The following is a 19924-nucleotide window of genomic DNA, read 5'->3' on the forward strand; positions in this document are numbered from 1 at the left end:
TGTCATAGTAAAGATTGGATTATTGTTGCTGCTCTGCAAGGTATTCGTCTTTCAGTTTTACGTAGTTTAAGCCAGCGTATTGAAAGTAATCGAGTTCTGATTGTTTTAATGGTCGCACGGCTTTCGCTGGTGATCCCATGTATAAAAAGCCTGATTCAAGTATTTTTCCTTGAGGTACTAATGAACCGGCACCAATGATGACTTTGCTTTCTACCACAGCACCGTCAAGAATGGTGGTCCCCATACCGATCAATACTTGATTATGCACAGTGCAACCATGCAACATAGCCATGTGTCCAACCGTTACGTCATCTCCAATAATCAGCGGATGGCCTTCAGGTTTATAGTCGCTGGCATGGGTAATGTGCAAGCAAGTGTTGTCTTGGATACTGGTGCGTTTACCGATTCTGATACTATGCATATCACCTCGAATAGATACTAACGGCCAAACAGAGCTGTCTTCACCAATTTCAATATCACCGATAAGAACCGCTGAATCATCTACCCAAACGCGTTCTCCTAAAACGGGGGTGTGACCACGAAACGATTTAATTGTCATAATAGGTCTCCATAAATACTTATTGTAGGTGTTGAAAAGAGCGCCAACCTTACCCATTAATAGAATATACAGGCAATGCTCTATTTTATTTCTTGAAGGATACCATGTTATGTCAACGTCAGTATGGGATGCGACCTCCCTTCCAAAATTTTCATCTATCAAGATAGATACCATCGAAGCGAATTTAACAAAGATACTTGATAAAAATCGCGCCAAAATGGCAGAGTGTGTTGCTCAAGAAGGACCGCTAACATGGGAAAACTTTGTGCTTCCATTAGATCAAATTAATGATGAGTTAAGTGTTTTTTGGTCTCCTATCAGTCACTTGAATTCAGTAAAAAACAGTCCTGAACTGCGTGATGCTTACAATGCCTGCTTACCGAAACTGACTCAGTATTATACTGAAATCGGTCAAAATCATGGATTATACCAAGGTTATAAAACCTTATTAGAAGGGGCTGGAAAAGCAAATTACAGTGTGGCTCAAACAGAAGCACTAGTCCAAGAAGTGCGTGGCTTTGAATTGTCCGGAGTGGGCTTAGAAGGTGAGGCGAAACAACGTTATGGTGAAATTAGCCAACGTTTGTCTGAATTAGGCAGTGCTTTTGGAGAACACGTTTTAGATTCGACTCAAGCGTGGAGCAAACTTGTTACAGATGAAGCGGAGCTTTCGGGTTTGCCTGAGTCTGCATTGGCCCAAGCAAAACAAATGGCGCAAGCGAAAGACCAAGACGGTTGGCTGTTTACCCTAGACTTTCCTTCTTATATGCCCGTGTTAAATTATGCGGACAATCAAGCATTACGAGAAGAGTTGTATACCGCATTTGCGACTCGTGCTTCCGAGGGATCACCCGTAGGTGCACAATATGATAACGCGCCTTTGATTGATGAAATCTTGGCATTACGTCATGAAATGGCGGGGTTGCTAGGTTTTGATAACTATGCGGAATTATCCGTAGCGACAAAAATGGCTGAAAATGGCGATCAAGTGATCGAGTTTCTTAAAGATCTCGCTGTAAAAGGAAAACCGGCGGCCGCGCAGGATCTACAACAGATCAAAGCCTTCGCAGCACAGGAATTCGGTGTCGAAGAGCTGAATGCATGGGACCTTGGCTACTATGCAGAAAAACTGCGGGAGCATAAGTTTTCTATTTCTCAAGAAGCTCTGCGTCCATATTTTCCCATTAATAAAGTGCTATCAGGGCTGTTCCATGTAGCACAAACCTTATTTGGTATCGAAATTCGTGAAGAAACGGAGTTTGATTCTTATCATACCGATTTGCAGTTGTTTACCATTAGTAAAGATGGGGAAGACATTTCGCGTTTCTATTTAGACCCTTACTCTAGAGAAGCGAAACGAGGTGGAGCGTGGATGGATGAGTGTCGTGTTCGTCGTCGTTTGAGTGATGGGCGTTTACAGCTACCAGTTGCTTATCTTGTGTGTAATTTCACACCACCAATTGGAGATCAACCTGCGCTATTAACCCATGATGAAGTAACGACGTTATTCCATGAATTTGGCCATGGTTTACATCACATGATGACGCAAGTGGAAGTGGCTGCGGTATCGGGTATTAATGGCGTTGCTTGGGATGCAGTAGAGCTTCCTAGTCAGTTTATGGAAAACTGGTGTTATGAGCCAGAAGCGTTGGTTTATATCGCGGGCCACCATGAGACAGGTGCGTTATTACCCCAAGATATGCTGGATAAAATGCTGGCGGCGAAGAACTTCCAGTCAGGTATGCAACTTATGAGGCAGTTGGAATTTTCATTGTTTGATTTCCGTTTACACAAAGAATTTACAACGGGCATTTCAGTGCAAGGATTAATTGATGACGTAAGACGTGACGTATCTGTCTTTACTCCTCCTGCGTTTAATCGTTTTCAAAACAGCTTTTCTCATATTTTTGCTGGTGGGTATGCGGCTGGGTATTACAGCTATAAATGGGCTGAAGTATTGTCGGCCGATGCGTTTTCGCGATTTGAGGAAGACGGCATTTTTAATAAAGAAACGGGTACCTTATTTCGTGATACAGTATTAGCTAATGGTGGCTCTCGTCCTGCGGCTGAGCTTTTTGCGGCCTTCCGAGGCAGAGAGCCTTCAACGGATGCGCTATTACGTCATAGTGGTATTGCCGCTTAAAAGTGATTGACACTAGGGAATATGTTCTGAATGTCTTCTCTAGTGAATGCCTCTAGCGTGAAGCAAAATCTGATGAGTAAAGCTTAATAATAGACAGCAAAAATTGAAAGTAAGAGGCGATTCCATGATAAAGCGTTTTATAGCGGGTGCTGTTTGTCCACGCTGCAGTGAGATGGATAAAATTCGAGCTTGGCGGGATGATGACGAAGAAAAGCAATTTCGTGAATGCATTGCCTGCGGTTATACGGATGAGCAATCTACCGTGATTCAGGAACAGCCAGTTGAGATTCAAACGCGAGTGAATAAACCACACGTTGAAGCGCCAGAAGCAGAAGAAACTGTGATTCAGTTTATTCCTAATCCTGGTATGACAAAGCACTAATGATTCTAAAATAAACTCTATTGTGAAAAAACGCCCGTTCTATTAATAAAGAACGGGCGTTTTTTTTCAGCGCTGCTGGCAACCCCGTCAGGTTAAAAGAACCCTGCCTCACTCCACTCGATGTTTTTAGTAAGTTAGATCAGGTCATAAAGTTAATTTTTTGATTCGTAGATACGTACTTATTAACTGGTCTTATCGTTGCATCTCTTCTGGTTCTAACGGTTCTTACTAGAGAAGCGTAACGTTGTTTCATCCGTTGTAAAAGGTGAGCTTGAGAGTGGTTTTATTTCGGCAATGTAAATCAAACAAACAAGTCTAAGTTATTAAATTTGGTGAGAATTGGAGCAGCTAATATGGCATACGAAGTAAATAATTTTGACTCTACAGATGTAGTAAACAATGATCGTGATCATGTATGGCATCACTTGTCTCATCATAAGCCGTTTGAGAAAACAGGGCCTATGGTGATTGTCAAAGGTGAAGGTATGAGAGTTTGGGATTCAAAAGGAAATGAATACCTAGATGCTGTATCTGGTGCCGTTTGGACTGTTAATGTTGGTTACGGGCGCGCTGAAATTGCGGATGTTGTTCGAGATCAACTAGTTGCAATGAATTACTTCGCCCAAACTGCAGGTAACGTTCCTGCTGCACAATTCTCTAAAAAACTTATTGATAAAATGCCTGGCCTGAGCCGAGTCTATTTTTCTAATTCCGGTTCTGAAGCTAATGAAAAGGCGTTTAAAATCGTACGTCAAATTGCACATAAAAAATATGGCGGTAAAAAGACCAAAATACTATACAGAGATCGTGATTATCATGGAACAACAATTGCAACCTTAAGTGCGACAGGTCAATTTGAGCGACGTAATCACTACGGTCCTTTTGTACCAGACTTCGTTGAAGTACCCCATTGCTGTGAGTATCGTGCTCAAGAAGAAGCTGACAAAGAAAATTATGGTGTGTGGGCTGCAAATCAGATTGAAAAAGTGATTCTGGCTGAAGGTGCCGATACCGTGGGAGCGTTGTGCTTAGAGCCGATTACAGCTGGAGGGGGCGTTATTGAGGCTCCAGAAGGTTATTGGGCTCGTGTACAAGAGATTTGTAAAAAGTACGATGTCCTACTTCACATAGATGAAGTTGTATGTGGCTTAGGACGTACAGGTTCTTGGTTTGGCTACCAGCACTATGGTATTCAACCTGATATTGTAACAATGGCAAAAGGTGTCGCCTCTGGTTATGCTGCAATTTCATGTACAGTGACTACGGAAGAAGTATTTGAAATGTTTAAAGAAGATGAAGATCCTAGAATGGGATACTTCCGAGACGTATCAACCTTCGGTGGCTGTACTGCTGGCCCAGCTGCTGCGCTGGTTAATATGGAGATTCTTGAAAATGAAAATCTCCTTGAAAATGCCACAGAACAAGGAGCGTATCTACTTAAACGACTACGCGGATTGATGGAGAAACACGCAATAATTGGCGATGTTCGCGGTAAAGGTCTACTGGTAGGGATTGAACTAGTAAAAGACCGTACTACAAAAGAACCTGTAGATGAGAGCGTGATTACAGCTGTTGCTGGTCATTGTATGGCTAATGGGGTAATTATTGGTAGGACAAACCGATCATTTAGAGAGTTTAACAACACTATTTGTTTAGCTCCTGCACTTATTGCGAGAAACGAGGACATGGATCAGTTAGTTGAAGCACTGGATGACGCGGTTGGAGAAGTGGCTAGTAAAATGTAGGGCGCTTTTTGCTACTTAGAAGTTATCGTTACTAAAGGGGGTTGGTATTCAAAAGCTCAGCATAATAGGCTGAGCTTTTCATATTATATATCGGATAATTATCGGTAGTTTGCATGTCTGCTTGACCTTTGAATGCCTGGCAAATTATCCTTCTCAGTCGTATCTCTATCTATACATCATATTAAAGGTGCTTCTCTATGATGCCACTCTTCCACCTTTCACAAAGTAAAGATATTAGTTTACAAAAGCAGTTACGAGAGCAAATAGCTAATGGCATTATGAAGGGCAATATTCCCTTAGATGTTCCTTTACCTTCTAGTCGAAAGCTTGCTGAACAGTTAAATATTAGCCGAAATACGGTTGTTCTTGCCTATGAACATTTATTGGATGATGGCTATATTGTTGCGAGAGAAAGGCGCGGCTATTTTGTTAACCCAGATATTTTAGAGGGCCAAGTTGGTAAGCTACTCTCCTCAGAAAGTGACGAGTACCGTCGTCCAGATTGGGAGCGGCGTTTCAAAGTGCACCCTACAAGTCAGGTAAATATTGTAAAAGTAGCGGATTGGCATTCTTATCAGTATCCTTTTGTGTATGGACAATACGATGACAAAATTTTCCCAAGTGTAAATTGGCGAGAATGTTGTCGAGATGCTGCGAGTGATACTGCGTTAACCGATTGGGCATCTGATAATTTAGACAGTGACGATCCACGGTTGATTGAACAGGTGCGGACTAGATTATTGCCAAGGCGGGGAGTGTGGGCTTCATCAAAGCAAATACTCATTACTGTCGGTTCTCAACAGTCTTTGTTTATGTTGGTGCAATTATTGCTAGATCAGGACTCCGTTCTTGGTCTAGAAGAGCCAGGCTATGTTGATGTGAGGAACATTGCTAGCTTGCATAAGTGTCGTATTAAGGCGCTTAGCATTGATGAAGGTGGACTAATGGTTAATGATCAATTGAAAGATTGTGACCTAATTTATACCACACCAAGTCATCAATGCCCCACCGCTGTGACTATGCCTATAGAACGACGCTACGAATTATTAAATCGAGCCAATAGCGATGACTTTTTGATCATAGAAGATGATTATGAAAGCGAAACGAATTTTAACAATAAGCCAAGTCCTGCATTGAAGAGTTTGGATACTAGCGATAGAGTTATTTATATAGGTAGTTTATCTAAAACCTTAGCGCCAGGTTTGCGGTTAGGTTATGTTGTCGCTTCAGAGAGATTGATCCAAGAGGCAAGAGCGCTAAGACGCTTAATGATTCGCCATCCAGCTACGAACAATCAACGAGCAACGGCATTTTTTTTAGAGCGTGGTTATTACGATGCTTTAATGATGAATATTTCTCGTAATTATCGCGTACGATGGAAGTCGATGAGCCGAGCGCTAAATAAATATTTGCCTGGCAGTTACAAGGTTCCTACATTTGGTGGTTCATGTTACTGGATAAAGGGTCCTAAGGATCTTGATGCTCAGTATTTACAACAATTGGCTCAGCAAGAGGGGATTTTAATCGAGTCTGGCAATGTGCATTTTTCTCAGGAAAATAGCCCTAAAAACTATTTTCGGTTAGGTTTTTCTTCTATCTCAACTGATCGTATTGAGCCTGGTATAAAAAAGCTTGCAGAGCTGATAAATGGAATTTGTCGATAAGCGAGTGGTTATCGCAAGGCATGGAGCCTAAATAGAGCCAAAGTTGATGATGCAATCAGTAGGTTTGCATTGTTACTGGCTAGGATCTATAATTTATTGATAAAAATCAAATGATTAGGCCATTTTGGCGCTGATGAGGGTGTGAAGTGGAATTAAATAATAATGAATCAAATAATTTTTCAAAGAATTTAAAACTCCTTTGCAGTTACTATAAATCCATTTCAGATGTGTGTCGTAAGACAAATATCAATAGGCAGCAATTTAATCGTTACCTAAACGGAAATACGTTTCCTTCGTACAGTAACTTAAAAATCATCTGTGATTTTTTTGGCGTTGACCAAGAAGAAATTATTAAACCCTTGGACGAATTTAAGAAAATTATAAAGCCAAGTAATAAGGCGTTAGAGCCCATTAAGACAGATGACCTTCCAGAGGAATTGAAATCACACATCATTTCTTTGAAAAATAGTTCAAAAGAAAGCTTGAAACGCTATTGTGGTTACTATTATAGATATATGCTCTCTGGGAGTTTTCCTGGAAATATCGTGAAGTCGTTAATTAATATATATGAAAAAGATGGTTTTTATTATTATTGGCATATTGAAAATCTTCAGAATAAAAATACTTCTTTTAAAAAATCGTCTTATGCTCGATATAATGGAATCGTATTTATGATTGCAGAGCGAATATATATGATAGAAATTGAATCGAAACTGAAGTCGACTATATCAGAAACTATCATGATGCCAAGCTATCAGCATGCCAACAAAAATATATCTGGAATCACGTGTTACTCAACTTCTGATATTTCACATCAGCCGGCTTCATCTCGTGTATTGTATGAATATATGGGAGAAAAAATTAATATTAGAGCTTGTTTGAGAGAGTGTAGTTTAATTGCTACAGATAGCCCAATCATTTCAAATGATGTTAAAAATGCTATTTTTACCCCCAATTTATCCCCTACAGGTACACTCCTAACGAATCAATATCAAGTAGAATGATATTTTGTTACGTCCCTTCATCTATTAAATTGAAACGATTTGAATTTATAAGCTGCTTAGGCTTATAAGTTACACTTGTGTTCAATTTTGTTATTGCCATAAATAGATTTGGAATAAATGGAATGTTTATTTCGATATGGAAAAATTCAAAAAAATCGAAAACCTTTCTCTAATTTTTAATTTCAATTCGTTTACTTTCCGCCTCTTCATTTAGACCTAAATTCGCTTTAATAAACCTTAAGCTAGATAGAATAAAATGGCGTAAGGTCGCTATATTGATTAAGGGCATGCTCTATTGTTTTAATGTATCTATGTTGCCGAATTAAATTATTGGAATAATGAATTCTAAATTATCCATCGAGGACTGCTCTAAGTCTTAAATGAAACTTTAATGCAGTTTCTATGAAATTTTTTAATTCACGTGATTATAAATTTCAATTCACGATTTAGTCTTTTTTGTGATGCGATATGATATTTATTTTCTGAATAGAATAAAAAGAGGACATTACATAGTGAAAAAATTGATAAATAACCCAGACAGATATGTCGATGAAGTGCTTGAAGGTATGACCCTAGCGTATCCGAATGTATATGCTATCGGTGGTGCTACGGGGCGTATGTTGCATAGAGCTACGCCACTTCAGAATAAAGTCGGTGTTGTATCTGGGGGGGTTTGGGCATATCCCAGTATTTGCGGGTTACATTGGAGATGGCTTCCTTGATGCTTGTGCCGTAGGTGATGTGTTCGCATCACCTGATATGAACCCTATGTTAGAGTCCATAAAGTTTGCTGATAGTGGGCAAGGTGTTCTGTGTATTGTGGCGAACTATGGCGGCGATCGCATGAATTTTGATATGGCTTGCGAAATGGCCGAAATGGATGATATTGAGGCGATTAAAGTTATCGTCGCTGATGATGTGGCGAGTGCCAGCAAAGAAGAGGCGAAAAAACGTCGTGGTGTTGCTGGTTTCGTTTACGTATCTAAAGTAGCTGGTGCTGCAGCAGCGAAAGGTTACTCTTTATCTGATGTTGCCGATGTCGCTCAAAAAGCTTCGGATAATTGCAGGTCTATTGGTGTTGCTCTGTCTTCATGCACAGTTCCCCAAGCTGGAAAGCCAACGTTTGAAATAGCAAATGACGAAATTGAAATTGGCATGGGGATTCATGGTGAGCCTGGTGTTGGACGCAGTAAAATCACCAGCGTTGATGACGTTGTTGATGAAATGCTCTCGCACTTGTTGGAGGACAGGCCAGCTCAAGCAGGTGACCGCATGGCCATCCTCGTTAATGGCTTAGGGGGAACCCCAATTGAAGAGCTGTACCTAATTTTACGTCGTGCTAAGTCTGAGCTAGAAAAAATCGGAGTGAAACTTGAGCATATTCGTGTTGGTAATTATGCCACCTCAATGGAAATGGCTGGTGCTTCGATTACATTAATGCAGCTTGATGATGAGCTGAAAACACTTTTGACTGCAGACGCTGTCTGCCCTTTCTGGGAGAACTAGAATGTCATTTACAACAAAATCTATCCAACACACTATCACTGAAATTAAGCAAGTGATTGACCCTATTGGTGCAGAGCTAAATGAGCTTGATGGGCGTCTTGGTGACGGCGATCTAGGTGTTACTATGATTAATGGCTTCGCCAATATGGGACGCATAACAGATGATATGCCAGAAGATGTCGGTCAGGCGTTGTTTGCAGCGGCAAAGGCGATGACTGCAGTGTCTGGTTCTAGTTTTGGGACTCTTATGGCAACAGCCTTAATGGCAGCGGGAAAGTCGGTAAAAGGGCGTGATGCTGTTGAGTGGTCTGAGATACCAAAACTGCTACAACTGGCTCAAGATGCAATGATCTCTCGCGGTGGAGCAAGCCTTGGTGATAAAACTGTACTTGATTCATTGGAGGCTGTGATTAAAGCAACCACCGGAATGAGTGATCCTGAATCAATGCAAAAAGCCGCTTCAATTGCGGCAAAAGAAGCGCTAGCGGAATTTATTGATAAGCCAAATAAAATTGGTCGTGCCCGTGTTTATGCAGATAAATCAATCGGCCTAGAAGACCCTGGCATGGTAGCTATGTGCCGTTTAATTGATGCTATACCTGCTAAATAGTGAGGAGATTAAGCAGGGTGCTACCCTGCTTAATATATAGATCTTCGATTTTTTGAAGTTAAATTAAGTGATAATGATGCGTTGTTTTGTAGTCATATATGTTGGTTTTATATAAAACTTTATTGGCTTTTATTTCTGATCAACTTCACTGAATTTACTTTAATAGTTTCAGAGTGAAACGATGTTAGTCTTAGAACTTCAAAGCTATAGGTTTATTAGCCTCTGGGGGAAGGTCGTGGTGTCATCAACACTCGTTGCTTCTTCTAAGTAAATCCCAACGTTTGGGTAGGAAAGCTCATGTTCATGGCTAATTGAGATGGTTGCCCATCTTGTTTACGTGGTCATTTAAAGCGTTCTTTTTTCCAATCGCTTCTGCCACAGAGCAACCCCGCTATTATCCTAGCACAGTATTTTAATCTGATCCGTTACCTGCTGCAGAACACAAACAATGCGGTCTCACATGGAGCTAATGCCATCACTTCGATCACGGCAAGACTATCGGCAGAAGTTAGTCATAAATAGATGGGGTTGGATGGGGGCTCTCCATCAGTTAATCCATCTGAGAAAGGAAAATTTCTTTGTGTGTTTTATGGTGCTTGTTATTGAATTCGCTGTCGGAAAAAGTAGGTTGATGTGATAGGGTTAAGTTCGAAATTTAAAAATTAATAGTTTCATGAGAAAAGCTTATTAGCATCTTACGTAGATTTTTTATAGTTATTAAGAGATGTTGAATCAGACGCTTCTAATAAAAACGTCTGATTTAATAGGTTTTTAAGTTGAAGTATAAAAAACACTTTAAAAAAATAAAAAATGTTTTCTGACAGTCTCTTTTATTACCCAGGTAGTATCTGTTCCAGCATCAATTGTCACGAAATCGCCTTTTTTAATGGTATACGTTTGTCCGTCTTTTACCGTTATTTCAGCTAGGCCTTGAAGGAAATAAAAGCTTTCGTTTTTATCATAGAAGTGCGAGTAAGTGACTGGTTCTTTTTCCCAAATTTCCCATTCTTTAATTTTTTCTAAGGTACTAACAGATTCAATTTTTATCATAATTCTCTCTTAAATGTTATAGAGCATGGTTGGTTTTTTGAGGTTTATAATCCAGGAATATAACTATTTAGTAGAAAATAATTATTTTTTAGAATATAAACTTTCTTATTTTAAAATTTTAAGTAAAACGTCGTTCTAAGGCATCCATAATTTCGAATGTTGGAACGGCTAATTTGACTGCAGTATCACTAAAATGGCGTAAGAAAGCATTGCTATAATTGGTGACAGGTATTTCTAAGTCTTCAGCAGACTTTCCTAAAATTCTTTCTGCCATAATTCGACCCATTACGGTCCCCATTGCAACCCCTCTACCGTTATAGCCAAGTCCCGCTAGAATGCCTGGCTGTGGTTCATGCAAATGAGGAAGAACATCTGGCGTGTGGGCGATTTGGCCGCCCCATTTATGAGTAAGTTCAATGCCTTTTAGTTGAGGGAAGGTTTCTGCAAGCCCATTATATAAACGCTTTACGTCGCTGGTTTTTTTGCAGTCAGAAGAAACGCCTAATGTGCCAAATACGATACGTTTATCTTTCACTTTACGCCCATAAAATATTACTCGGCGAGTATCTGCATAAGTATATCCTGAAGGTAATATTTCATTATAAATTTCTTCTGGTAATGGAGCAGTTGCTGATTGCAAACTCACCAAAGGAACGATTGTTTTGTTTAATCCTTTTAGAACACTATCTGTATAACCATTCGTGCAAAAAACGACCCATTTAGTATCTACACTTCCTGATTTCGTAGTTACTTTCCAGCGACTATCTCTTCGTTCAATACGGTCAACTGAGGAGTGTCCAAAGACTCTTGCACCTAAAGATATTGCAGCGGAACACAACCCTCTAGTATAAGAAAGTGGCTGAACTGAGCCGCCTTTTGGTGTTAAGGTTGCTGTATTATATGTTTTCGTTCCCATTAAGCGGTGGAGCTCATTGCCTTGAACATAGCTAATATCTAGGCCTACTTTCCTCCAGGCTGTGGCCATTAATTCCAATTTCTTAACAGAGCGATTACAATGAGCAGTTCTGAGCCAGCCGTTTTGTTCTGCATCACAGTTAATGTCATATTTTTTAACTAACGAAAATACTTCGTCTGCTGAATTAACGTATGCATTAACCACCCCCATCCCTGCTTTTTCACCTAAATAGCTGCATATTTTTTCAGGCGTGTCATGTGCTAATGGGTTAACTTGACCTCCCGTTCTGCCAGATGCTCCCCAGCCGGGTTCTTGCGACTCAAGCACAACTACATTTAGCCCTTGTTTTGCAAGTTCTAAGGCTGCTCTAGAGCCAGTAATTCCTGCTCCGATAATCACCACATCTGCACTAATATGACTATTTAGCTGATTAACGGGTATTCTTGGAGTGGCTGTATCAGACCATAAGGATGGATGCAGTTTTTGATGATTCATTTATTACTCCTTTAAGTAGATATCCACAGATTAATAGATATTGGAGCAGAGAAACAATTTGATGACTTTATACCATTTTAAACGCGGTAGCTTAATTTTTTAAACTACTCTGTTTAAAGATGATTACAAAAAAAACAAATATAAAATAAGTTGATATTTTATATTGATAAACTTCTTGTAATAAAATATAACTTTGTTAGTGAATTTTTGGTTAGGCCTGATTTTCCAGTTTTATTATTAAGAAATCTTCATGAAAATATTTTATTTTTTATGAAAAATAGAGCGTTTTTATTAGTTAATTTTATTTTTATTTTTTTAATATAAATAAATTAAAGAGGAACAAAAAATGAAAAAAATTAAAATCAAATCATTAACTTTTGGTTGTTTAGTTGCCTGTGCGATGTCTATGAATGTGACGGCGGCCCAATTCAAAATTGCATTAGGTGGCAATGAAGGGAGTGGGCAATATGCTTTGTCTACTAAATTTGTACAGGAATTAGAAGCAAGAACGGATGATACTGCAAAGTTGTTTTTAAATAGCCAGCTTGGTTCTGAGCAAAATACAGTTAATGATGCTGCAATTGGTGCATTAGATTTCTCGGTTGTCGCAATTAATAATATTACGCCATTTTCGCCAACAGTCGGCGTTTTAACTTTGCCATATATGATTCAAACGTTAGATGAAGCAGCAAAGATAACTCAAGGTGAGGTGGGTGAGCAATTAATTAACAATACCATTCGTGACGCTGGGGTTCGTATTGTTGCATGGGGCTATTCAGGCTTCCGTGTACTGAGCAACTCTAAACGCCCAGTTAAAACACTTGATGATTTACAAGGTTTAGTTATTCGTGTTCCTAAAAATGAAATAATGATCGATACTTATCGTTCTTGGGGAATCAACCCAACGCCAATGGCATGGGCTTCACTTTTCACTGCGCTGCAGCAAAAAGTTGTTGATGGACAAGATTTATCCCTTATTGATATTAAAACCTCTAAGTTTGATGAAGTTCAAAGTTATTTGTCAGACATCCATTATAACTTCTTGGTTGAGCCAATGATTATGTCGGAATCTGTTTTTCAAGAACAGACACCAGAAGTTCAAAACGCCATTATTGAATCAGGGAAAATGGCTACAGCACATAGTCTAGAATTCCTGAAAAGAGAGGAAGCTTTGGCAAAGGCTGAGTTAATTAAAAGAGGAATGGAATTCGACGAAGTTGATGAAAGCGAGTGGATCGAACGAGCTACAACCGCTGTATGGCCGAAGTACTATGAGAGTGTTGGTGGGGTAGACAAAATCAACTCTATTTTACGATTGTTGAACCGACCAGAAGTTAATTAGTCACATATACACTCCAATGCTGCATTGGCTATGTAGTATTGGAGTTTTTGTTTTTAGTGACTTATCGACTCAATGGAGATAGAAATGGGGAAAAAAATCCTACGGTTTATTGATGACATTGAAGGGTATATTTGCAGAACGCTGTTGGCTCTTTTCGTAACTTTGCTTTTTGCTCAGATTATATCCAGAGAGGTATTTGGGCACTCTTTATCTTGGACTGAAGAGCTTTCGGTCTACATGTTTGTTTGGTTTGTTTACTTTGGTGCTTGTTATTCAGCTCGGTTGTCGGCTCATAATAGAGTGACGTTTCAGTACAAGCTGATGCCTAATTGGCTGCCACCAATTTTTGAGTTTATTACAGACCTAATATGGATCTGTTTTAACCTATATATGGCATATATTTCTTATAACTTTGTATTTCATAAAATGAATTTATTTTGGAAATCCCAAACTCTTGGAATTCCAATGAAATATATTTATTTAATTTTACCTATAGCTTTTACTCTTATGACGATACGTATTATTCAAGTTAATTACCTTAAATTTGTAAAGGGTGAGAGTGTTGTCGATCCTGATACGATAGAGCTGGATAAAATAAAAAGCAAGAAGCTAGAGTCAAGTAAAGAAATGCTAGATGCAGAGGACAACTCATGACAGAAACATCTATTGTATTAGTTCTTTTTGGGTCATTTTTTGCTCTTTTATTAATGGGAGCACCGATAAGTATATCGCTAGGTGTCGCCGCTTTAGCGTCATACTTTTATCTTGGTGAAAATCCTATTACTTTTGTTCAAATTGCCTTTACCTCAGTTGGATCTTTTCCACTGATGGCGCTTCCCGCTTTTATTCTAGCTGGTGCGTTAATGGAAGCCAGTGGGATATCTAAACGTTTAGTTAACTTAGCTGAAAGCTTTGCAGGTCCAGTAACAGGGGGGATTTCTGCGGCTGCTGTGCTAGCTTGTATGTTTTTTGGTGCCATATCTGGGTCTGGTCCTGCGACCACCGCGGCCGTCGGTATGTTAATGATTCCGGCTATGGCAAAACGTGGTTATGATAAAGGCTATGCTTCTTCTGTAGTTGCATCTGCTGGTGGTCTTGGAATTATTATTCCCCCATCTATTCCTATGGTGATTTTTGGAATTTCCGCGATGGGATTGGCTGTTCCAAATGCCGCAATTGAAAAGTTTGGCACCTTTCAGAGCATTTCTATTTCCAAAATGTTCATTGCAGGTGTATTTCCTGGGTTAGTGATCTCCCTTAGCTTAATTATTGTGAATTACTTCCGCTGTAAACGTCTTGGTTATAGAGGGACGGCTGATGGATGGGACTTTAAGCTAATAGCTCGTAATTTAAGAACTGGTTTTTGGTCTATTTTGGCGCCATTGGTGATTCTTGGAGGGATTTATTCAGGTTTTTTCACTCCTACAGAGTCTGCCATTGTCGCTATTTTTTATACTGCTTTTGTAGGTGTCTTTATCCATAGGGAGCTTAACTGGAAAGCTGTTTTTAGGTCATTAGAAACGACAACATGGTTGTCAGGTCGAATAATGTTGATTTTATTTTGTGCAACAGTATTTGGTCGTCTATTGATCGAAAATGATATTCCAACAATTGTTGCCTCTTCAATGTTAGAACTGACAAATAACCTTTATTTAATTTGGTTGTTAATTATTGTCTTTCTACTCTTTGTAGGTATGTTTATGGAGACATTAGCGGCAATTATGATCTTAACTCCAGTGCTATTGCCTGTTACCTATAACCTTGGAATCGACCCAATTCATTTTGGTATTGTGATGATTTGCTCACTTTCTATCGGGTTTGCTACACCTCCTCTTGGAGAAAATCTATTTGTAGCATCAGGGATTTCTAAAGTCTCTTTAGAAGAAATAACAGCAAAGGCCTTGCCATTTACCTTGACGTCAACAATAGCCGTTTTCTTAATAGCTTATTTCCCAGAAGTATCTTTATATCTCCCAAGATTATTCGGTTACTAATTTCATATTAGCAATAGGCACTTGTGATTTATGATAAGTGCCTATTTAGGAGTTTCCTTATGTTGTCAAAAATAAACTCAATACTATATAGCACAGATCTTTCTAAAGGCTCTCAAAAAGCTTTTGGTCATGCGGTGTATCTTGCCCGTCAAACTGGTGCTGATATTCATATTCTGCATGTGGTTGAGAAAATGTCGAATGATGAGAAAATAACACTTAAAACATATGTTAATGATTCTGAGAGTCGACGAGAATTTTTAGAGGAAAGAGTGCAATTTGCCAAAGAAAAACTGGAAAAAAACAAGATGATTTTTGGGAAAGTTGTTTTTCAGAAGATATAAAACTACGAGACAAAATAAAGTCTATAGAAGTTATAGAAGCCTATCCAGCGGAATCTATTTTAAAAATTTCTACAAAATTAAAAGTCGACTTGATTGTCATGGGAACTCATGAGAAAGGGATGTTCCAGACTTTCTTGGGGAGTGTGGCTAAAAACGTTTTAAGTCGTTCACAAATACCTATGTATATCGTCCCGTTAGTTGAAAAAGCATAAAACATTTTGCTAGGTGTGTTGATGTTCTCTCATACTCTAAAGCGGCCTGTTGTTATTCCTCAACTGGATCTATCAAATGTGTTTTCATCACAATAAACTCTAAGAACTTACAGAATATTAGCGTTTTTGAGGTTTAATGATGGATGTTGTTTCTTTATCTAACGAAAGCCTATTGTGGCTCTCGTTAGCAATTCTTTTAGCGTCTTCTATTACTTCGATTACGGGTATGGCTGGTGGAGTCCTTATGTTCTCTGCTATGAGCGTATTCATGCCAGTGAAACCTTTGATCGCGATCCATGGTGTTGTACAGGTGTTTAACAATGCTGCGCGTAGCTGGTTTTTGAGAGGTAGCATCCGATGGAAGATGTGTTGGTTATTTGGCATTGGTGCGGTTCTAGGTGCTTCAGTGACGACGTTGTTTATCGTTCAATATGTCGGGGAGTTTTTTCCGCTTCTGTTACTTGTAGGCTTGATTTTATATACCCTTTTTAAGCCTAAACGCATGCCGCAGGTGAAAATCCAAGAGAAAAACTTTTTTTGGGTGGGGATTGCGACAGGTGCAATGGGGATTATTGTTGGTGCTATTGATCCTTTGCTAGCCGTGTTTTTTATACGTGATGATTTGACAAAGGAAGAAGTTGTCGCGAATAAGTCTATGATGCAAATGTTTGCTCATCTTACTAAAATTCCGGCTTTTTTATTCTTGGGTTTTTCATTTATTGATAACGCACCTTTGATTTTTATATTAAGTATAGCGGCTGTTCTCGGCGCTAAAATTGGCGTGGTTATACTTCGATATATTGATACTAAGTTCTTTTTTACATTAATGAAGCTCGCTTTGCTTATTGCAGCAGGGCGTATTATTTATCAACTAATTGAAATGGGGCCTCCTTTATGACTCAGAAGTACTCTTTAGTAAATCCGTATAATAATGAACCTTTAGGCGAGTACAATTACTCAACATGGACTGAGATTGAAGAAAAATTAGCATTGCTAAAAAAAGGGCAGAAAACTCAAAATAAAACGGCTGCTTTCGAGCGAGCAAATGTTTTGATGTCTCTGGCTTCTCTACTGAAAGAACATTCAGAAGAAATGGCAAAGCTTATTACACTTGAAACAGGCAAAACCATTTCTGACTCACGAGTAGAAATGGTTCGTGCAGTTAATGCGACCATTGCAAGTGCTGAAGAAGCTCGTCAGATTAGCGGTGAGTCTTTAGATTCCGACGCTTATGCGCCTGCTGGCGGTAAGATCGGTGTGGTTTGCTGGCGACCTCTTGGCACCATTTTCTGTATTACACCATTTAATTTCCCTATCAATATTGCGATGCATAAAATTGGTCCAGCTTATGCGGCAGGGAACAGCATTTTATTTAAACCTGGTCCACAAAATACGGCCTCATCTCTATTCTTAGTTGATCTTTGCTACCAAGCTGGCATTCCTAAAAGCGTTCTTCAATTTTGTATGCCTCCATTGTCTGATTTGGATCGTTTGAATGCACATCCAGCGATCAACGCAATTAACTTTACTGGTGGTACTGCCGCTGCAAACGCGATTTCAGCCGCAGCGGGTTACAAAAAGTTGCTGTTGGAGCTTGGCGGTAATGACCCCCTTATTGTTATGGATGATGCAGATTTAAAAGCGGCAGCACAATCTGCTATTAACCATCGTTTTGCAACCGCAGGACAGCGCTGTACGGCGGCAAAACGTTTATTTGTTCATGCTTCCGTATATCAAGAGTTTAGAGATATCTTGGTGGAAAAAAGTTCTGCATTGGTTGTTGGTGACCCTATGAAAGACGAGACTTTTGTTGGTCCAGTTATTCATCAAGCGGCGGCAAATGAGATTCGCGAACGAATTGAGTCAGCTCTAAAAGAGGGGGCAACTGTGGCTTTAGGAAATAAATATGAAGGAGCCTTTGTGTACCCAACAATTTTGGAAAATGTTAGTGCTAACAGTGAAGTGATGATTGAAGAGACTTTTGGACCTGTTATGCCTTTATACAAGTTTGAAGATGTCGAAGAAATTATTCCCATCATTAATAATACTGCTTATGGGCTACAAGCGGGAATTTTCAGTAATAACCTAAAAGTGATTCGACATCTATTTGAAGAGTTGGATGTTGGCACTTTGGCTACCAATGATGGCCCTGGTTTTCGTACCGAGCACTTTCCTTTTGGTGGTGTAAAAGAGAGCGGAGTAGGCCGTGAAGGCATCAAATATGCGATCCGTGAAATGAGTTATACCAAGACTCTAGTTATTTGATTTTAATGAGCGCTCATCTTCTTGCAAAGCGGCTTCTATGTTAAGGCAGTTCACTTAACCGAATCAGCATTACGAGATACTGGATATTGTGTCTTTGATAGCTTTATCATGCGAGGCCTACTAGGTCTCGCATTCTTTGTTTGTCCAGCGAGGCTGACAATCCCGTCAGGTTGAAATAAGTCTATTTCACCTTACTCGATGCGCTATAAACAAAAACGATACGGCCAAATTAGCGAATGTTTACCCCTTTAGGTAAAAAACCCTCTAATAATTGAATGCCTTCAAAGTTCTGAGAAAGGCGCTGCTTCTGCTGCTCTAAACGAATGACAGGGGCTCGTGTTTCATCGACTGAGCAATTATGTTCACTGATCAATTTCTTTCCCTGTGCATTCAACTGGGTATCATCAATTAAACGGGTGTTGATGGAAAACTCTCCTACCGCTTGGATGCAATTTTTCCGACTGAAGCGAGCAAAGCCATTAAAGCTAAAATGCTCTTCAACATAATGGTTACTAAGCTCAATAAGTGCATCCATTAGTTTGTAAAGCAATTCGTTCGTGGTTTCTTGTTTTAAAATTAATGTGCATTCGATACCGTGTAATTCTGCAAAGTCAGGCGACTGATGCTCCTCTGCGCAGGTAAACATAAAATCGACTAACGTCTGTCCATTATGACGATGCGTGACATCAAGACATTTAATCGTGGTTTGATCAAAGCGTAGTAGATCGAATACCGCTTGAATGCTGGCTATTGAGAATGTCTCTGTTTCAATGGTTTGAGCTTCAAACAGGTCATAACACTGAGCCATTAAAGGGAGGTCATGATGGCTATTAAAGGGAGTACTGACTTTATTAGAATCACTTGAGCGTAATGTTAATAGCTCTCTAATTTCGTGCTCACGAGCTTTTTGTATGGCTAAAAATACAGTCTGAATAATCTCAGAGGTTGACAGGTTCGGTTCTACTCGCCACTTTCTGCCATAAACAATTTTACTGGCTCGATTGGGACAGTTTTTCTGATAGTTCTCACGACCAATAATGCCTATCTGGATAATGACACCTTGGCCATCGTCCTCACAAAAAATAGGATAGTGCTTGGAGAAGCTAATTTTATTTAAAATGGATTCCACACTTTCTAACGTATGGTCGTAACCGTAGAAGTGTTGAGGTACACAGGATTCACCATTAGGAAGGCTCACCTTAGGTGCGGAAATAAGACAATATTCCCCCAACGCTTCATGAGCAGAAATGTCTCGTTTTGTGAGTAAATTTAAAGCGCTCTTTTTCATACTGGCATCGAACTCAAATAAATAAAACAATTGGCAGACTATATATGACAGACTTTTTTTACAATAGTTTTAACCTATACGCAAAAAACTGAAAACTAGACCATATTTAAGTCTCTTATTTAGTTTTTTATTTGAAATATGGAACATAAAAGTAGCAATGGATTTATTCTATAATATTGGCTCTGTTTGGAAACGTGCTTTTATGACTAGAATTGTTCTGATCACTCTTGGGTGAAAGTAGAGAATTATGGAGCACTTATTTTGAACCTTGTCACTAGAGTATCGGCGTAATAGCTTGTATTTCTCTTATGTCTTATATAAGATCCAAAGAACTTTGCCATAGATCAATAAATAGGTGATATTTTGGTCAGGTTATTAAAATGATAACAAAACTTTAGGATGACACAC

General features: G+C 39.3%; 19 protein-coding genes. 15 read left to right on the forward strand and 4 right to left on the reverse strand.

What is annotated here, in order from left to right; translation table 11 throughout:
- Positions 1-19 precede the first annotated feature (19 nt).
- Positions 20-559 carry a gamma carbonic anhydrase family protein gene (locus O1D97_RS09675; protein WP_269125094.1) on the reverse strand — a complete coding sequence of 180 codons (540 nt, stop codon included), beginning with the start codon at positions 557-559 and terminating at the stop codon, positions 20-22.
- 109 nt (positions 560-668) lie between these two features.
- Here O1D97_RS09675 and prlC point away from each other — a divergent pair, with 109 nt between their 5' ends.
- The 8 genes from prlC to O1D97_RS09715 all read left to right on the forward strand — a co-directional run bounded on the left by prlC (position 669) and on the right by O1D97_RS09715 (position 9613).
- The gene (gene prlC, locus O1D97_RS09680) at positions 669-2702 is read left to right on the forward strand and encodes an oligopeptidase A (protein WP_269125096.1); all 2034 of its coding nucleotides are present in this window, start codon (positions 669-671) and stop codon (positions 2700-2702) included.
- 124 nt (positions 2703-2826) lie between these two features.
- Positions 2827-3084, forward strand: a complete 258-nt coding sequence (locus O1D97_RS09685; RefSeq protein WP_269125098.1) for a YheV family putative zinc ribbon protein — start codon at positions 2827-2829, stop codon at positions 3082-3084.
- A gap of 353 nt (positions 3085-3437) precedes the next feature.
- The gene (locus O1D97_RS09690) at positions 3438-4829 is read left to right on the forward strand and encodes an aminotransferase family protein (protein WP_269125100.1); all 1392 of its coding nucleotides are present in this window, start codon (positions 3438-3440) and stop codon (positions 4827-4829) included.
- A gap of 197 nt (positions 4830-5026) precedes the next feature.
- Positions 5027-6493: a MocR-like pyridoxine biosynthesis transcription factor PdxR gene (gene pdxR, locus O1D97_RS09695; RefSeq protein ID WP_269125102.1), complete on the forward strand. Its 1467-nt coding sequence runs from the start codon at positions 5027-5029 to the stop codon at positions 6491-6493.
- A 146-nt stretch (positions 6494-6639) separates the two neighbouring features.
- Positions 6640-7497, forward strand: coding sequence for a helix-turn-helix domain-containing protein (locus O1D97_RS09700; RefSeq protein ID WP_269125103.1), 858 nt, complete (start codon positions 6640-6642; stop codon positions 7495-7497).
- 512 nt (positions 7498-8009) lie between these two features.
- Positions 8010-8219, forward strand: coding sequence for a hypothetical protein (locus O1D97_RS09705; RefSeq protein ID WP_269125105.1), 210 nt, complete (start codon positions 8010-8012; stop codon positions 8217-8219).
- Positions 8152-9003, forward strand: coding sequence for a dihydroxyacetone kinase subunit DhaK (locus O1D97_RS09710; RefSeq protein WP_269125107.1), 852 nt, complete (start codon positions 8152-8154; stop codon positions 9001-9003). Before O1D97_RS09705 ends, O1D97_RS09710 begins: the two co-directional genes overlap by 68 nt.
- Before the next feature lies 1 nt (position 9004).
- Positions 9005-9613, forward strand: a complete 609-nt coding sequence (locus O1D97_RS09715) for a dihydroxyacetone kinase subunit L (RefSeq protein WP_269125109.1) — start codon at positions 9005-9007, stop codon at positions 9611-9613.
- Between the two features lie 795 nt (positions 9614-10408).
- On the opposite strand, the gene O1D97_RS09720 is transcribed toward O1D97_RS09715, so the two are convergent.
- Positions 10409-10663, reverse strand: a complete 255-nt coding sequence (locus O1D97_RS09720; protein ID WP_269125111.1) for a cupin domain-containing protein — start codon at positions 10661-10663, stop codon at positions 10409-10411.
- Between the two features lie 118 nt (positions 10664-10781).
- Positions 10782-12074 (reverse strand): NAD(P)/FAD-dependent oxidoreductase, encoded by a 1293-nt coding sequence (locus O1D97_RS09725; RefSeq protein ID WP_269125113.1) that lies wholly within the window; start codon positions 12072-12074, stop codon positions 10782-10784.
- 346 nt (positions 12075-12420) lie between these two features.
- On the opposite strand from O1D97_RS09725, the gene O1D97_RS09730 reads away from it, so the two are divergent.
- From O1D97_RS09730 to safD, 7 genes are all read left to right on the forward strand, one after another.
- Entirely contained in the window at positions 12421-13416 is a 996-nt protein-coding gene (locus O1D97_RS09730) for a TRAP transporter substrate-binding protein (protein WP_269125115.1), read from the forward strand.
- Positions 13417-13500: 84 nt separating this feature from the next.
- Positions 13501-14070: a TRAP transporter small permease gene (locus O1D97_RS09735; protein WP_269125116.1), complete on the forward strand. Its 570-nt coding sequence runs from the start codon at positions 13501-13503 to the stop codon at positions 14068-14070.
- Complete coding sequence (locus tag O1D97_RS09740; protein WP_269125118.1) at positions 14067-15410, forward strand: TRAP transporter large permease; 1344 nt, start codon at positions 14067-14069, stop codon at positions 15408-15410. Before O1D97_RS09735 ends, O1D97_RS09740 begins: the two co-directional genes overlap by 4 nt.
- Positions 15411-15469: 59 nt before the next feature.
- Positions 15470-15751: a universal stress protein gene (locus tag O1D97_RS09745; RefSeq protein ID WP_269125120.1), complete on the forward strand. Its 282-nt coding sequence runs from the start codon at positions 15470-15472 to the stop codon at positions 15749-15751.
- A 65-nt stretch (positions 15752-15816) separates the two neighbouring features.
- Positions 15817-15963 carry a universal stress protein gene (locus tag O1D97_RS19900; protein WP_428981112.1) on the forward strand — a complete coding sequence of 49 codons (147 nt, stop codon included), beginning with the start codon at positions 15817-15819 and terminating at the stop codon, positions 15961-15963.
- 136 nt (positions 15964-16099) lie between these two features.
- Positions 16100-16861 carry a sulfite exporter TauE/SafE family protein gene (locus O1D97_RS09750; protein ID WP_269125122.1) on the forward strand — a complete coding sequence of 254 codons (762 nt, stop codon included), beginning with the start codon at positions 16100-16102 and terminating at the stop codon, positions 16859-16861.
- Positions 16858-18228, forward strand: coding sequence for a sulfoacetaldehyde dehydrogenase SafD (gene safD, locus O1D97_RS09755; RefSeq protein WP_269125123.1), 1371 nt, complete (start codon positions 16858-16860; stop codon positions 18226-18228). The genes O1D97_RS09750 and safD overlap by 4 nt, the downstream gene beginning before the upstream one ends.
- A gap of 229 nt (positions 18229-18457) precedes the next feature.
- On the opposite strand, the gene O1D97_RS09760 is transcribed toward safD, so the two are convergent.
- Positions 18458-19516 (reverse strand): hypothetical protein, encoded by a 1059-nt coding sequence (locus tag O1D97_RS09760; protein WP_269125125.1) that lies wholly within the window; start codon positions 19514-19516, stop codon positions 18458-18460.
- Positions 19517-19924: the final 408 nt, after the last annotated feature.

This window comes from Marinomonas phaeophyticola (assembly GCF_026966905.1).
GTDB lineage: Bacteria > Pseudomonadota > Gammaproteobacteria > Pseudomonadales > Marinomonadaceae > Marinomonas > Marinomonas phaeophyticola.

Bases quoted from the DNA above. Each gene is read 5' to 3' on its own strand.
- O1D97_RS09675 (WP_269125094.1), bottom strand. From the start codon at position 559: ATGACAATTAAATCGTTTCGTGGTCACACCCCCGTTTTAGGAGAACGC.
- prlC (WP_269125096.1), top strand. From the start codon at position 669: ATGTCAACGTCAGTATGGGATGCGACCTCCCTTCCAAAATTTTCATCT.
- O1D97_RS09685 (WP_269125098.1), top strand. From the start codon at position 2,827: ATGATAAAGCGTTTTATAGCGGGTGCTGTTTGTCCACGCTGCAGTGAG.
- O1D97_RS09690 (WP_269125100.1), top strand. From the start codon at position 3,438: ATGGCATACGAAGTAAATAATTTTGACTCTACAGATGTAGTAAACAAT.
- pdxR (WP_269125102.1), top strand. From the start codon at position 5,027: ATGATGCCACTCTTCCACCTTTCACAAAGTAAAGATATTAGTTTACAA.
- O1D97_RS09715 (WP_269125109.1), top strand. From the start codon at position 9,005: ATGTCATTTACAACAAAATCTATCCAACACACTATCACTGAAATTAAG.
- O1D97_RS09720 (WP_269125111.1), bottom strand. From the start codon at position 10,663: ATGATAAAAATTGAATCTGTTAGTACCTTAGAAAAAATTAAAGAATGG.
- O1D97_RS09725 (WP_269125113.1), bottom strand. From the start codon at position 12,074: ATGAATCATCAAAAACTGCATCCATCCTTATGGTCTGATACAGCCACT.
- O1D97_RS09730 (WP_269125115.1), top strand. From the start codon at position 12,421: ATGAAAAAAATTAAAATCAAATCATTAACTTTTGGTTGTTTAGTTGCC.
- O1D97_RS09735 (WP_269125116.1), top strand. From the start codon at position 13,501: ATGGGGAAAAAAATCCTACGGTTTATTGATGACATTGAAGGGTATATT.
- O1D97_RS09740 (WP_269125118.1), top strand. From the start codon at position 14,067: ATGACAGAAACATCTATTGTATTAGTTCTTTTTGGGTCATTTTTTGCT.
- O1D97_RS09745 (WP_269125120.1), top strand. From the start codon at position 15,470: ATGTTGTCAAAAATAAACTCAATACTATATAGCACAGATCTTTCTAAA.
- O1D97_RS09750 (WP_269125122.1), top strand. From the start codon at position 16,100: ATGATGGATGTTGTTTCTTTATCTAACGAAAGCCTATTGTGGCTCTCG.
- safD (WP_269125123.1), top strand. From the start codon at position 16,858: ATGACTCAGAAGTACTCTTTAGTAAATCCGTATAATAATGAACCTTTA.
- O1D97_RS09760 (WP_269125125.1), bottom strand. From the start codon at position 19,516: ATGAAAAAGAGCGCTTTAAATTTACTCACAAAACGAGACATTTCTGCT.